We start from the raw sequence: 14,280 nt of genomic DNA, 5'->3' as shown, positions 1-14,280 counted from the left end.
GACCCCCAGGTCAATCAGCCTTACCCGCTGGCGAACTGTCGTAAGTGATCGTAAGCTTAGAAACGGTCGATTGGAACCAGATGCAGCGCTGCGAAAGGATTTTTCTTCGCCAACGACAGCGTCGCATCTTTGGGGCCCGCCAAGGACGCCCTGATACATTCCAGTTGGTGCTTGATCGGCTCCGCAGCCGAAGCTCAGCGCAGCAAACCGATCCGATTTCCGGGGCATCTGCCAGGTTTCCGGTCTATTTTTGCTTGTCGGCTTTGGCATAGGCTTCGCTGAAATAGGCCAGGAATATGTCCAGCATTCCGTTTTCGTGTGCTTCCTCCATGGTTCGCCATTTGGCGACGAAGGCGTCCCAAGCCAGGCTCTTCTTCGAAGTGAATGACGTGGGTGGGAGTTTTTTGCCGATCGCCTCAGGCGACAAATCGTCAAGCAGCCGTGAGAGCGCAGCTTGCATGGCTGCATAGGTGGCAAATTCGTGCGTCTTGAGATCGCGGAATGCGTCTTCGACACTGTGCCTGGCATCAAGGTAACCGGTTCTGCGCCGCGCGAACATGATTTCGAGGATGTCGTCGGTTCCCGGGACGAACTTCAAGGGGTTGTTATCGGCAGCGCTGATCATCGTCCGGTGTGTGCTCTTGGCCAGTATTTTCGCAGCCGCACGTGCCTTCAGCAGCAGGGCCAGCTCCTCGACAACCGTTCGAAGCACCGCGCCGATTTCGGCAGCCACTTCATGCGGATCACGCGATTGAAGCAATTCCGGCGAGATGCCGGCTGCGATCGCGATTTCCCGCAGCACCTCGTCTCTCGTCGAAGGGAGAGGCGCGGGCGGCGAAGGCGTCGACGCCGGTGCTCGCTGCCCGGGCCGTTGCTCCACCGGCTCGAAGAAAGGCTCGCCTCCGAAGTCCAGAGGCCGACCGGTTGCGACCGGCATTTCTCGTTGCGTCGAACCGTACCTGCTTTGAGGATGACCCATCGTGGCGCGCTCGTCATCGATCGATACCAAGATGACGTAGCGGCCGATCAGCAGCCGGTCTCCATGATCAAGCCGATGCGGGCCGGCCATGCGATGGGTCGATCCGTTGATGAAGGTCCCATTGCGCGAAACATCGTGCAGCCAGAACGCGCCTGCCTCGTATCGAACATCGCAATGTCGGCCGGAGATGAACTTGTCGGGATCGGGCAAGGTCCAGTCACAGGCCTCGCGGCCGATTTCGAAGCTGCGGTCACGAGCGGAGTAACCGGTCGACATACCGGCGGGCAGGGAGACGACATTGTTGATCTGCAGCCTGATGAACATTCAAAATCGCCGTCGATCCTGTCGGGAAACTCACTCAGGACACCCCATTATACCAGCAATTTGTGAGCGGCGGCACAGAAGCGTTCAAGTCGATAATTCCAAAGGCGACCAGGCTGCAGCCGCCAAGCGTCCCCTTTGGTCGGTGCGAGACATGTGCTAGGCTCAGGCAGAAACGAGCGGCGGGAGGGGGCACGACCCATGCCGAACGAACGTGCTACGGTTGTGCAGACGCCGGTTGGCGCTGACCTGTTGACTTTCACGCATCTCGTCGGGCGCGATGAGATTAGCCGTTGTCTGGCCTATACGGTCGGGTTCGTAAGCAGCAGCCCCGAGATCGATCCGCTGAAGATGCTGGGCGGTGCGGTTTCGATCGAAGGTGAATCCGATCCGAAACGCTGGTTCAGCGGCCTTGTCTCCGAGTTTCGGCTGACCCGGATCGAGGACCGGCTGGCATACTACGAGGCGGTCATCAGGCCATGGCTCTGGTTCCTCGGCAATACCACCGACTGCCGCATTTTCCAGAACATGAGCGTCATCGAAATCGTCGAAGAAGTTTTCTCGAAATACAGCACGGCAAAGTTCGAGAAGCGCCTGCAAGGGTCCTATCCGCCGCGCGAGTACTGCGTCCAGTATGACGAGACCGATCTCGATTTCGTGCAGCGGCTGCTCGAGCACGAAGGCATCCTGTATTTCTTCGAGCATGACGAGGGCAAGCACACGCTTGTGCTCGCAGACGCAATGAACAAGCTCAAGCCGGCGCCGGGCTATGAAAAGGTGCCTTATCACTTTGAAGGGCAGGGCTCCCGTCGCGATGTCGAATACATCACCGAATGGATTCCGGGCAGCTCCGTGCGGCCAGGTGCCTATGTCCATACCGACTATGATTTCAAGAAGCCGGGCGCTGACCTGATGGTCAAATCCGCCCAGCCGTTCAGTCACAAGCTGGCGGCGGGCGAGAATTACCGCCAGCCCGGCGCGCATCTCGACGTCGGCCGCGGCGACAGCCTGGCCGCGATCCGGCGCGAGGAAATCCAAGCCGTGCACCAGCGCATCGCTGCAGTCGGCACGGTGCGCGGCCTGTATTCCGGCTGCACGTTCAAGCTGGACGGCTTCCCAAGAGAAGACCAGAACCAGGAATATCTGGTGGTCAGCGCCGAATACAGGCTGTTCGATCCGGGCTACAGAGCCCTTGCCGACGTCGAAAGCGAGAACTTCAAGGTGATCCTCGGCGTGGCGCCGACCGCCTTGCCCTATCGTCCGCCGCGGGTGACGACACGGCCGATCATGCGCGGTCCGCAGACGGCGACGGTGGTCGGCCCATCCGGCGAAGAAATATTCACCGACAAATATGCACGGGTGAAGGTCCAGTTCCACTGGGACCGTCTCGGCAAGAAGGACCAGAACAGCTCTTGCTTCGTGCGGGTCTCGCAGACCTGGGCCGGCAGCGGCTGGGGTTTCATCCAGATCCCGCGCATCGGCCAGGAGGTGATCGTCGATTTCATCGAAGGCGACCCGGATCTGCCGATCATCACCGGCCGCGTCTACAACGCCTCGCAGATGCCGCCCTACGGACTGCCGGGCAGCGCCACGCAATCCGGCTGGAAATCCGACTCCTCGAAAGGCGGCGGCGGTTACAACGAGCTGATGTTCGAGGACAAGGCCGGTTCCGAACTGGTCAATTTCCAGGCACAGAAGGATCACAACCTTCTGATCAAGAACGACCGCACCAAGCTGGTGCAGCACGACCAGTCCGACCGCATCGACCACGACGCCAAGCACTCCGTCGGCCACAACCTCGATGAGGACGTCGGCAACAACAAGACGGTCAAGGTCGGCGTCGACCAGACCACGGATATCGGCAACAACGACACCGAGACGGTGGGTGTCAACCGCTCGCTGACGGTGGGCTCGAACGAGACGATCAATATCGGGTCGAACTCGACGGAGACGATTGGCGCCAATCATACGCAGACCGTGGCGCTCGTGCAGACGATCACCGTGGGCACGGCCCGCATCGATTCAGTCGGGGCCACTGAGACCCGAAGCGTGGGGGCGGCGCAGATGAACACTATTGGGGCGACGCGGTCGGTTAGCGTGGGCCTCGACCAAAGTCATGAGATCGGCGCGTCGGATAGCTGGACTATCGCGGCGGCGCAAAGCGTCAATGTGGGCGCTGATCAGAGTGTCACTGTTGGCAGCGCCCAGACTTTCAAGGTCGGCGCGGCGCGTAGCGCCAACGTCGCGGCCGACGATTCCACAAGCGTCGGCGGTGCTCATTCGCTGAGCGTTGCAAAGGATAGTACGATCAGCATTAGCGAAAATAGCTCGATCACAGTAGGCAAGAAACTGGTGATAGACGCGGGCGACGAGATCCTGATCAAGTGCGGCTCTGCCAAAATCATGATGAAGAAAGACGGCACGATCGGCATTGAGGGCAAAGATATTTCCGTGAATGGGTCCGGCAAAATCAACATCAAGGCTTCCAGCGACATCACGATGAAAGGCTCGAAGATCAGCGAGAACTGAGGGACAGCGATGAATGACATTCGCGAACGCATTGACGGTGTGATGATCGGCATCTTTCTCGGTTTCGACTCCGCCGCTTCGCCGCTGGTGGTATTCCCGGGCAATCCGGAAGAGACGGCCTTGCCCGCGCGCAGCTTGACCGGACTGACCTCCGAAATGATCGGTTCTGAGGTGGCCTTGCTCTTTCAAGAGGGCGATGCCATGAAGCCGCTTATCGTCGGCCGCATCGTCGAGCCGGCGCGCAAGACCGCCACGCCGCAAGTCGTGCGCGACGGCGAGCGCGTTCGCATCATCGGCGAAGAGCGCATCGAACTGCGCTGCGGCAAGGCAACGATCCTCATGGAAAAAGACGGTCGCATCACCATTCGCGGCACATACGTCACCAGCCAGGCGAGCGCCGCCAATCGTATCCGTGGCGGATCGATCGATCTCAACTGATGGTGGCGGCAACCGGAAATCCGAAATCGGAAGGCGCGTCGGAGCGGCGAATCGTTCCCGATGTCGTCAGGCAACACGCCGAGCAGGCCGCGTTCTTCTGGGCGCAGCGCGACACTCTGATGATGGACGATCCGCCGGACCTTGATGTGGTTGCCGGCGTCGACCGGCGCCTGGAAGCCAACCTCGATGGCCTTCGTATCGCCGGCCCAGCCGCTTGGCCGTTTGTCATCGCGGCGTATGAGGATTTTCCCGAGAAGGGCGAATTGTTCCTCTTCGGATGGATGGCGATCGAACAGAACGACGCGCGCCGCGTGGCCGAGGCGGTCGAGTTCGGCCGTCAACGCGATGACGACGCTCGCGGGTTGGTCGATGCGCTGGCGTGGCACGAGCCCACAACGATCGCTCCACTGGTGCGGGACTGGATCGGGGCGCCGGATGCGTTCAAGCGATTTCTCGGCGTATCTGCCTGCCTCGGGCATGGCGTCGACCCGAAGCAGATGCTGGCTCGACTTGCGCGCGATCCGGATGCGCGTGTTCGCGCAGCGTCCCTGCGGCTTGCCGGAAAGCTGGGACGAGCCGATCTTGTTCAGGAACTAAGGGCCGCGTTGCACGATGCCCAAGAGCGGCCGCGCTTCTGGGCCGCCTGGTCGCTGGCGGAGCTCGGCTCGGGCGACTTGGCCAGCCCCGAACTTCGCAAGGTTGCCATCAGCGGAAGCGCCGACGCAATGACGGCGCTCCGCGCTGCGGTCAAGGCCGCGCCCGACAAGGACATCCGCGCCTGGATGGGCGGGTTACTCAAATCGCCTGAAACCGTGCCTTTGGCGGTGCGCGGCGCCGGCATGCTGGGCGACCGAACTCTCTTGCACTGGCTGATCCACCAGATGCGCACGCCGGCTCTGGCGCCGGCAGCCGGCGCGGCATTTTTAGAGCTCTTCCCCGAAGCACGCGCGGCGGATCTGTTTACCACGGAGCCGAGCCAGGCCGGCAGGGCCTTCGAGGATCACTTCGGCGACGATGTTGCGAAAGTGCCATTTGCGGATAAAGTGAAGGAGTGGGGCGTAGCTTTACAGTTGTTGTCTGCGTAGCAGATCGATGGATGCGTTACGGACCCAGGCTGACGGATCGAATGGGCGCCACATTTTGATGGACCCATTCCAGCAGGTTTAACAGGCTGTCGAGCGCGCTCTCGTCGGCGCGCATTATTTCGATGAACCAGGCTATGTAGTCGGCCTCGACGTTCATGACGTCCGGCCCAAGAAAGATAACGGAATCCTCGGGTTTGAACATCTCATTCGCGAATCCTCCTCGATGAGTCGCGAGCAGCCAAGCCGAAAGCGCATCCACAACTCGGTCCGTTACCGCTTTTGGCTGCGGTGCTGTCAGCTCAATCTCCAAATCGATATCATCGATCAAATCGCCTACCTCGAGATCGTATGAATATCGCGGCCATGGACCGGGAAATTGAGGCTCGTCAGTGCTGACCACCTTTTCGTTGGCTGGCCACAGGATGCTCACACGCTGCAACGGGATTTTCTTCTCGTGGAGCCAATGCAGCATATTGGCTAGTATGAACAAGCTCGCTGGGTCGACGACTATATCCCGAAAGGTTGCGCTTACCGTTTTCTCCCGGAGATCAGTCGTGCTGACAAGTGCTCGTGCCATGCCTGGATCGTGGGTTTCCCCTGCCAATCCTCCACATTCCGCCAAACCCTGAAAGGCTTTCAACACATCGGCAATTCCAATCAACGCCTGATCGTCGGGTGAGCGTGCCAGTGCCAAGTTGACCACCAGCTCGCGTTGGTGTGCATTCGGTAGAACCGACAAGGCAAAGGGCCTGTTCATTAGCATTCCGATCAATTTACCGGCGGGTCAAAGCGGTTCGGCCACCGCGTTGCCAAATCGAGCTCACTTGGCCCCAGCATCTCCAATTCGATCCTGACAGGTTTGGTGATTTCGGCTAATTTTCGCAGACCCTTCACGTCGGCGGCGCCGCGGTTGACATCGCCAACAATCGGCAGGTCTGCAGCACGGATGACCAGAGCCTCCCCTACATCGAACATTGCTAGTTCGCTTTTACCTTGTTCCCGCAGCTTATCCTTTCCGCCCAACTCAGCCAGGATGCCTGGCCCGAGAGCGGTCAGCCATGAAACATTGTAGACCCGACCTCGAGCCCAAATCCTTATCGCGTCTTCCGGGACGTCGAACCCAGTGTATCTCATTGCCTTGCGCGCGATGAATTCGAGCGCCTCGTTCGTAAATGTCATGAACAGGTGCTTGAATGCATAACCGCAATAGCCTGAATCGGGTGCTCGGATTCTGACAATCCGCGCAAAGAACTCGGCAAGCCGCTCTGCTGCTGGTAGCGCGGCAAACTCCATCGGAAATTCCAGATGGAGTATATTTGCTTCTTTGTCGAAGAACTCGTCATCCAGGGGACCGGCCTTGAAGTGCGCACCATAGTCGCCGACATTGCCTGCAGGCTCCTGGCCAAAATGAAACTCCGAATAGTTTCCTTCTCCAACGTCCAACAGATTTGCGAAAACCGAGTTGAAGGTCCGTTGGGTCGCCTTCTTCCAGCTGCCGCTATCAGACAGGTAAGTCTGCAATGCACCGTCGGGGATAAATTTAAGGTACTCCTCCAGGATTGTAGCCACATCCGGACCGATCGTATCAGCCGTATCAGCATAGATAAGGCAGATCGACAATCCAGGACGCACAATCGTGTAGTCACCGTCTGTCGTATTTATGATGAACGTCAGGTCGCTATCTCGCATCTGGTGAACCTATTTCTTGCAGCGCTTGTTGGTCAAAAGCTCTGGTGGATTCTTTACCTTCGGATTCTGCTTGGCCCCTAGCTTTATCGTTCGAGTTCTTTGGTCTTGTTTGGTGATCTTACCTTTCCTGTTCTTTTTGGCGGGAGTCCAGCTGGTGTCCGCTGTCCCCTGCGAAGGCTTCTTCCTCTTTCCGCCTTTGGTCTTTCCCGTCGGCGTTCCTGCGGGGCATCGGAACTTGTATTCCACAAATCTGTTGATCGAACCGTCCGGGTTGAGCATGGCGGCATCAGGAAAGATCTTTCCTGAAATGCCTGCGAAATAATCTTTCGCTTCCATCCCGGAAGGCCATTCCCGAGATGCGCTAGGGTCGTGCTTCCCGGTCTTCTCGTCATAACCCTTCTCGGGATCAAACTTGGGCTCTCCGCCGACCTTCTTTACAGCGTCATCACAGCATTTATGTTTGGCATCTCCAAGCTCCTTGCAATTCATCATCTTCTGGTTTGACGCTTTGAGCTGCGCCTGCTTGGCGTCCACTTGGCGGTTGCATTCACAAAGGATGTCTTTCAGCTTTTGAATGCCACGCGCAGCGACAGCAGGGTCGAGGTCTCCCGCCAAATTGACCGTGTTCTTGTCATTATGGAACTTCTTGTCAGTGTGGCGGCAGGCATTCTTGCCATCCATCTTCACGTCGAACGAATAGGTGATCCAGTCCGTTGCTTTCTTGAAGACATTCGACTTGACGCCGCCGACCGTGCCAGGTTCGTCGCCGGTGCTCATGCCGTATTGCGAGCCCTTGATGGCGATCATCTTGCCGCCCTTAGCAAAGACGGTCGTCGTTCCGTCCTTCAGTGTTCCCTGGTTTGCGAAGTTGGGATATGGCAATGGCACGGGGCCGCCAGGCGTCGGCGTTTTGCAGACGTCGGGTATCGTCGCGATCGACACGCCTATCGTTCCCTTGTAGGTCAAGCCGAGGCTGTTGACGACGATGTGGGTGGGCATCAGGCGGCTCCCCTCGGTCCGCCCAGCAGCACGGCGGCGCGGGCGCCATTTTCAGAACCTGCCCAGATCAGCGACAGCGGCGCGTTCTGGTAGTTGCGCGCTTCGGCCTCGCTGATCAAGCTCACGAACAGAGGACCAGACGCCGCGCCGACATCACCCCAACAGTCGGCTGGCGTCTCGAAGTCCGCCGCATCCTTGAAGCGGCCCGGATTGCGGATCACGGCGAAGCCGTATTCGTTGCCACGATAGCGTTCGCCGTTCATGTCGCAAATGATTCGACCAACCGGATCGATCGGCGCATCCTCGAACAGAAAGCGGAAGGCCGCGCCCAGCCCTTCGCCGAGCACAACCGTCTCGGTCTTGACCCTGTTCTCTTCGCTCGCCGTGGAAGCGCCAACGACCTCAAGGAGAGGTTGCAGCCCATACGCCCGTGCCGTAGTCAACATCGTCAGCAGACAGAATCCTGCCGCCTCCCCAGGACAGAAGCCGTAGATGTTGCCCTCGGAATGGAGCTGTTCATTCTCGTCTAGCCACTCCAGAGTTTCCGGCTCTAGATAGGTATCGACCCCGCCTGCCAGGCAGAATTCGGCTTTGCCATCACGCAATGTTTTGCAAGCATGGTAAATGGCGAGCAGTCCTCCGGCGTGACCGCCTGCGGTGGACCCACCACCTTCGAGGACGACGTGCTGGGCCAGTCGGCTGCGCAATTTGGCGTTAACCTGCGCGGCGAACCCCTCAGCCTGTCCCGGTCGGGCCTCACCAGTTGAGAGGATGAGCGAAACCCCAGTTGCCTGCCGCGCAGCTTGCAAGGACTGCAACGCGTCCAGTGCCGGCGAGACTGCGATTTCCACCGCACGGTCCGGGCCGGTAAGGGTCACATCGACGCCAATGTCACGAGTGACCTTCATCCGCTCGCCGAACCGGTCGATCATATAGGGATGATCCTGAATGGCGGATATTCCGGCGCGGACCGCCGCGGCACTTGAGGCCGCGTCGAAACCCAGCGGCGTGCGCGCCCCCACGCCGACGACGACAATCGTGTCTGCCTTGGCCATCATTCGTCTTCGTCCGCCAGCCAGACGCCGGTCGCCGCGATTGTTGGTGAAATGCCGGTGCGCTCGCGGACGCTAAGGGTCGTCATCTTCAGGCGCTCCTCGTCGTAAGGCACTGCCATGGTCGACATCCAGGTGATCGAGAATTGCCTGAGATCGGGTTTGATGCGCAGCGTGTGGATGACCGCTTCGCCGTTCTTGCGATCCGGGCGGTTATAGAACTCGGTGGTCATGTCGAAGGTGATGCGCGGCAGGAGAAACTGCAGGAAGCCATCCGCAGTGAAATTGCCGAGCCGCACATCTTCATAGCCGATGAGCGGCGTCCTGGTCTGCTGGTCCTCCGGCGCGCACTGATAATACATGCGGCTGAAATCGCGTGGCAAAAGTGGATCGCGCGTTTTCTCCCATTCCTCACCATAGGTGCCGGCATATTTCATGCGCGGCTGCCAGTGCCGCGCCACCGGACCGAATCCGGCCGGCGTGCCGCTTCTGTGGTCGCGATAGGGCGCGTCGGGATACTCAAAGTTGGGCCCGGTCTTGCTGATCAGCCGCTGCGGGTCGACTGCAAATCCCGTACCGACCGGATTACGCTGATCCCAGTTCGGCTTCGATGCCTCCATATCCGTGCCGCCGTATGTCCGGCGCCAGCTGATCGGCATTTTCGTGAATGGTTCTGCCCGGCTCATCCGCACCGACACCGTGCCGGGCATGAACACACGGTCGCCCACGACGTTGATGGTCTTGTCCAAGTCGCCGACTTTCATGCGCGCTGCGCTCTCAATGCCTGGACGTCCGTCGGGCACATAGACATGTCCTTCGACCAGAATGTCGGTGTGCTTTTTCTCCAGATTGAGATCCGTCTCATCGAGAAGCTCGTTCGGATCCGCCCCGTGCACGGGCGCCAGGTTCACCGGCGTCTGGTCTTTCAAGAGCCGCTGTTTGCCGTCGGGATCGATCTCGAAGGACGCCTTGATCGCGATCAGCCAGACCTCATGTCCGCGCTCATCACGCGTCCAGCTTTCCTGGGCGGCGAATGGCGTCTCGTTGGACAGTATCCACATTTGAAACCACGCATCCTTACCCGATGGTGAAACGGCGAGCCTTCAACTGTCTTGGAAAGATTGCATCAGCTGGTCTCCCAACTTGCCGCAAAGAGCTGCTCCAGCGTCGCTTGCGGCGACAGCGGATCAACATCGAAAATGTCCGAACGGGCTGTCCACATCACCATGTCGCAGATGACCTCTTCGCCCGGCTCGACAGGCGGCACCGGCAGTTCGGTCAACGCGATGTCCAGTTCATCAGGCGTCATCTCGCCGCGCTGGGCGGCAAAGGCAGCCTCTTCAATCCCGGCAAACCACGCCTCGGCGTCGGCCAGCCGAACGGGTGCGTCAGGAAGCTGCGCGACGACGGTGAGAGGGAACTGCCTGCCTACCCGGTCGGCGCTCTGCAAGATGATGCCGGCCGATCCACCGAAAGAAGCCGGGCCCGCCAGGAAGCGCAGCGCGGTGGTGCGCGGCCAGGTTTCCAAGCCGATCAGCGGGACGATGTGCTGCGCCAGCCAGCGGTCCCAGATGCGCACAAAATCCCCCGGCAGCCGCCGCGTGACGAAATCGCCGGTGGCGGGCATTTTGCCGTAAAAGCCGGGCAGGTTCATATCTGCGGCGGACATGAGAACTTCTTGAACATCTGCAAATTGTAGGGATTTTCGACGCTTGCCGCCTTGAGCTCGAAATCCGCGTACATGCCTTGCGTGCCCAACCGCAGGCTGTAGACGTCGGACAGCGAGGTGCCGGTGAAGCGGCCACTGCGTAGCAGCCTCAGCCACGCCCAGCTGCCGGTTTCGTTCAACATGACTTCGGGCGAGCCGTCGATCGGCTGGAAGGCGAGCGAGATGACGCCGGTCCCGTCCTTGCCGGGCCAGGTCATCGGCTGCGGCCGCGTCGCGTTGTTGTAATAGACGAGGTTCTGGCCATCGAGATTAAGGGTCACACGCGTGACGTTGGGCGACAGGTCCTTGGGTTGGAGCGTGAAGCTCATCACTGGGCCGGTACCGCCTGGAAAGAGATCGTCTCGGATCCGCCTGGCCTGTTCGAACGCCGCCAGAGCCGCCGGGTCGAGCCCAAAATCGGCGCGCCATTTCCATGGCTGGGTGGCGGTGTCGACATAGCTGATCAGGTGGTCGTTGATGAAGGCGTCGATCATCCCGGCCGGCCCGAACAGGCGGGCGAAATCGCGGACATTGACGTCCACGGCACTTTCGGGGCTGAACGGATAGCGGTCGTTGAGCGCCGCCTGGCAGAACGGCAGGATGTCGGCGCGCCAGATGGCGTTAAGCTCCGAGGTGACCGCCTTCTGTGTCAGGCCGCTGGTGTCGCCGGCAATGCCGCCGAGCCAGTCGTCGACCGGATCGGGCAGGATCTGCGCTTGCCTGGCGACCGCTCCCGTCAGTTCGGCCAGCCCACCCTGCTTCTTGATGGCGTCCTGCGGATCGGGATTGGCCGTGACCGTCTGCAGCACGTTCGAAAGTGCGGTCAGCGCCACCACCGCGGCGTCGAGCGCCGGCGGCTGGCCGTCGACCTCGGCGATCGCCCCCTTGAGCGGCTTGAAGTGTTCGGCCACCAGACTGCCTGTTAGATCCACCTTGTTGGCGGATCCTGCGCGTGGCAGCAGTTTTGCCCCTGTCTTGGCCAGCTTGCCAAGCTTGCCGAGTTTGCTGAGCAGTTTCGAGCCGCCCTTGGCTGCTGCCTTGTTGTCTGCCGGCGCTTCATCGGATCGGGTCAGCTCGGTCTCCTGAACGACTGCGGTAAGCAGGCGCTTCAGCGCGGAATCGGCGCTCGAAAGGTCCTTTAGGTTCTCGCTGGCGACATTCAGGTCGGCCAATGGCGCGAGCCTGATATCGCGCAGGATGCTGTCCCATTGTGCGATATAGTCTTCGTAATAGAGTTTTAGAATGTCCTCGGACAGCGCCGAGACGGAGGTTTCGGAATTTTCCGAACAGCCTCCGGCAAAGACCGCCCGATCCAGCGCCGCCTGGGCGGCGACATCCTCGACCCGGTCGAGAATGGCATCGTGGAAGCCGGAATAGGTGAACGCGCCCGAAATGCCGACGCGTAGCGTCTTGTCGGAACGCCGTGCAAAAACCTTGGCGCCGTTGGGGCCGGCGAAATTCGCCGGGACCCATTCCTTGAGTTCGGCCACCGCCGGGTCGGCCAGCAACTGCCTGTAGGCACGCGCCGGCAATGAAATCGTGCAAACTGTTTTCAGCGCCTCGGCAACCAGCGCCTGATCCGGGGCGATGTAGCTGTCGTCGACCGCCATGCGGCGGATCGCGGCAAGCTGGTGCTCTTCCGCGTCGGCGGTCGGAAAGGGCGCCGCCGGTGCGAATTCTGGCAAATCACTGACCCACCAGTTCTGGACGAAATCGGCGTCCATCTGCGACAGGCCCGTCATCATGCGATAGGTCTTCAGCGCCCCCAGCATGAAATCCGGATCGCGGATCTGCCGCCACATGGTCGCCTCGAGCAAAGCGACCATGTGCGGCTCGAGGACATTGCGCAGTGCGTGGTCGTAAGTGTCGGTCTGCGCCCGCAGCAGTTCCGCCGAGGCCGATGGCCCCAGCAGATCCTGGGCACTGCTCGGCGGTGCCGTTCGGGCATTTGCGACCTCGGCCATCGCATTGAGCGCGCCATCGATGGCGGGCTGCTCCACCGATGCCGGGCTCGCGGCTGCCGCGGTCAGCGGCGCCTGCAGCGCTTCGAACTGGCTCGCCTGCGCTGTAATCGCATTGCGGTTGTCATAGTAGGACCAGGTGAACATCGCACCGGCCAACAGGGCTGCGGCGGCACAGGCGGCCGCGGCGCCACGCCAGATCCAGGCGCGGCGGCGCTGCGCCAGCGGATCGAACGTCCCTAGGCCGGCTTCCCTAAACATGACCTCGGTCAGCAGGTTCTTCAGGAAAAAGCTGCGTTTTTCAACGCGCGGCGCCGGCATGGCCCGTCGCGGCGGAAGACCGAAGGATGAAGACAGCGCCGCGGTCAGCCGGTCGATGGGCGCCCCTTCCTGGGTCGCCGACGTCAGATAGAGGCCGCGCAGCCAGGCGGCTTCTTCGTAGCGGCTTTCGCCGAACATCGCCTCGACCAGCACCTGGATAGGCTCGGACAGGCTCGTCAGCTGGGCGGGAAACCTGAAAATCTCGGCGCGGGCGGCGAGTTTGTCCTCGTCCTCCAGGCGCGGCACCAGCCGCCGCTCGAGTTCCGTCGCAAGGGTGGCGATTTCCCGTTCTATGGTCTTTGCGTCGACACGCGCATCCAGCGCGAAGGTCGTCCCCCACACCTGCTCGCGCGAGGCCGTCGACAGGCCGCCGAAGAAAGCCTCGAAACCCTTGACCAGATCGGCCTTGGTCAGCATCAGATAGACCGGAAGACGGATTTCGAGCCGGTCGTTGAGCTCTGCCAGCCGACGGCGGATCTTGCGGCCGTGAGCCTTGATGGCTTCGTCGCCCTCTGAAAGCGCATCGATCGACAGCGCGACGATCACGCCGTTCAGCGCACGGCGGCCGCGGTGCTTTTTCAGCAGGTCGAGGAAGCCCAGCCATTCCGCCGCATCGACGTCGGGCTGGCTCTCCTGCTGCACATAGCGGCCCGCAGTGTCGATCAGAACTGCGTTCTCGGAGAAAAACCAGTCGCAGTTGCGCGTGCCGCCAACGCCCTGCAGGTCGTCGGTGAGGTCGATCGGAAAGTTCAGGCCGGACTGGCGCAAGGCCGTGGTCTTGCCGGTGGCCGGCGGCCCGACGATCACGTACCAGGGCATCTCGCGCAGGAACTTGCGTCCGCCCAGTTTGCGGCGCTTCAATTCGACCATCACCTCGGCGAACTTGGCGCCGACGGCGGCGACGTTCTCTTCGCCGGGGCTCAGCGGTTTTTCCACCACTGGCGCAGCGATTTCGGCGACGAACATGCGGTTGGCTCGGATCGCCCGGCGCTGCGCGACGATCAGCCAGATCAGCCAGAAGATGACCAGCAGCGCAATGATGACAATGCGGACATTTTCCGAGGCGAAGGGTTCGTAAGCACCGACCCTGACGATCGGGCCGAACACCCAGATAACCAGAGAAAGCAGCGCGATGCCGATCAGCGTCCACAGCCAGCGCGATGTCAGAACCGCCCAGAGGAAGCGCAGGATGAACATC

Annotated in this window: 11 protein-coding genes; 3 read left to right on the top strand and 8 right to left on the bottom strand. The window is 60.8% G+C overall.

Annotation, left to right across the window (positions count from 1 at the left end; genetic code table 11):
• Positions 1-244: 244 nt before the first annotated feature.
• Positions 245-1,303 (bottom strand): type VI secretion system-associated FHA domain protein TagH, encoded by a 1,059-nt coding sequence (gene tagH / locus AC0L3N_RS05985; RefSeq protein WP_473546324.1) that lies wholly within the window; start codon positions 1,301-1,303, stop codon positions 245-247.
• Between the two features lie 198 nt (positions 1,304-1,501).
• Between tagH and AC0L3N_RS05980 the strand changes: the two genes are divergently transcribed.
• From AC0L3N_RS05980 to AC0L3N_RS05970, 3 genes are read left to right on the top strand one after another with little or no spacing between them, the layout of a single operon-like run.
• Positions 1,502-3,829, top strand: coding sequence for a type VI secretion system Vgr family protein (locus AC0L3N_RS05980; RefSeq protein ID WP_473546323.1), 2,328 nt, complete (start codon positions 1,502-1,504; stop codon positions 3,827-3,829).
• A gap of 9 nt (positions 3,830-3,838) precedes the next feature.
• A complete protein-coding gene (locus AC0L3N_RS05975; RefSeq protein ID WP_473546322.1) occupies positions 3,839-4,267 on the top strand; it encodes a DUF6484 domain-containing protein in 429 nt (142 codons plus the stop codon).
• On the top strand, positions 4,267-5,352 hold the full coding sequence (locus tag AC0L3N_RS05970; RefSeq protein ID WP_473546321.1) for a HEAT repeat domain-containing protein: 1,086 nt from the start codon (positions 4,267-4,269) through the stop codon (positions 5,350-5,352). Before AC0L3N_RS05975 ends, AC0L3N_RS05970 begins: the two co-directional genes overlap by 1 nt.
• Positions 5,353-5,368: 16 nt before the next feature.
• On the opposite strand, the gene AC0L3N_RS05965 is transcribed toward AC0L3N_RS05970, so the two are convergent.
• From AC0L3N_RS05965 to tssM, 7 genes are all read right to left on the bottom strand, one after another.
• Entirely contained in the window at positions 5,369-6,109 is a 741-nt protein-coding gene (locus AC0L3N_RS05965) for a hypothetical protein (protein WP_473546320.1), read from the bottom strand.
• Positions 6,110-6,120: 11 nt separating this feature from the next.
• Positions 6,121-7,041, bottom strand: a complete 921-nt coding sequence (locus AC0L3N_RS05960; RefSeq protein WP_473546319.1) for a type VI immunity family protein — start codon at positions 7,039-7,041, stop codon at positions 6,121-6,123.
• 9 nt (positions 7,042-7,050) lie between these two features.
• Complete coding sequence (locus AC0L3N_RS05955) at positions 7,051-8,040, bottom strand: DUF4150 domain-containing protein (RefSeq protein WP_473546318.1); 990 nt, start codon at positions 8,038-8,040, stop codon at positions 7,051-7,053.
• Positions 8,040-9,095: a beta-ketoacyl synthase N-terminal-like domain-containing protein gene (locus AC0L3N_RS05950; RefSeq protein ID WP_473546317.1), complete on the bottom strand. Its 1,056-nt coding sequence runs from the start codon at positions 9,093-9,095 to the stop codon at positions 8,040-8,042. The genes AC0L3N_RS05955 and AC0L3N_RS05950 overlap by 1 nt, the downstream gene beginning before the upstream one ends.
• Positions 9,095-10,153 carry a DUF2169 family type VI secretion system accessory protein gene (locus tag AC0L3N_RS05945; RefSeq protein WP_473546316.1) on the bottom strand — a complete coding sequence of 353 codons (1,059 nt, stop codon included), beginning with the start codon at positions 10,151-10,153 and terminating at the stop codon, positions 9,095-9,097. Before AC0L3N_RS05945 ends, AC0L3N_RS05950 begins: the two co-directional genes overlap by 1 nt.
• A 65-nt stretch (positions 10,154-10,218) precedes the next feature.
• Positions 10,219-10,761 (bottom strand): type VI secretion system-associated protein TagF, encoded by a 543-nt coding sequence (tagF, locus tag AC0L3N_RS05940; protein WP_473546315.1) that lies wholly within the window; start codon positions 10,759-10,761, stop codon positions 10,219-10,221.
• Positions 10,743-14,279, bottom strand: coding sequence for a type VI secretion system membrane subunit TssM (gene tssM, locus AC0L3N_RS05935; RefSeq protein ID WP_473546314.1), 3,537 nt, complete (start codon positions 14,277-14,279; stop codon positions 10,743-10,745). Before tssM ends, tagF begins: the two co-directional genes overlap by 19 nt.
• Position 14,280: the final 1 nt, after the last annotated feature.

The organism is Mesorhizobium sp. WSM4807, from assembly GCF_055811615.1.
This window is presented reverse-complemented; position numbering and strand designations above follow the sequence as displayed.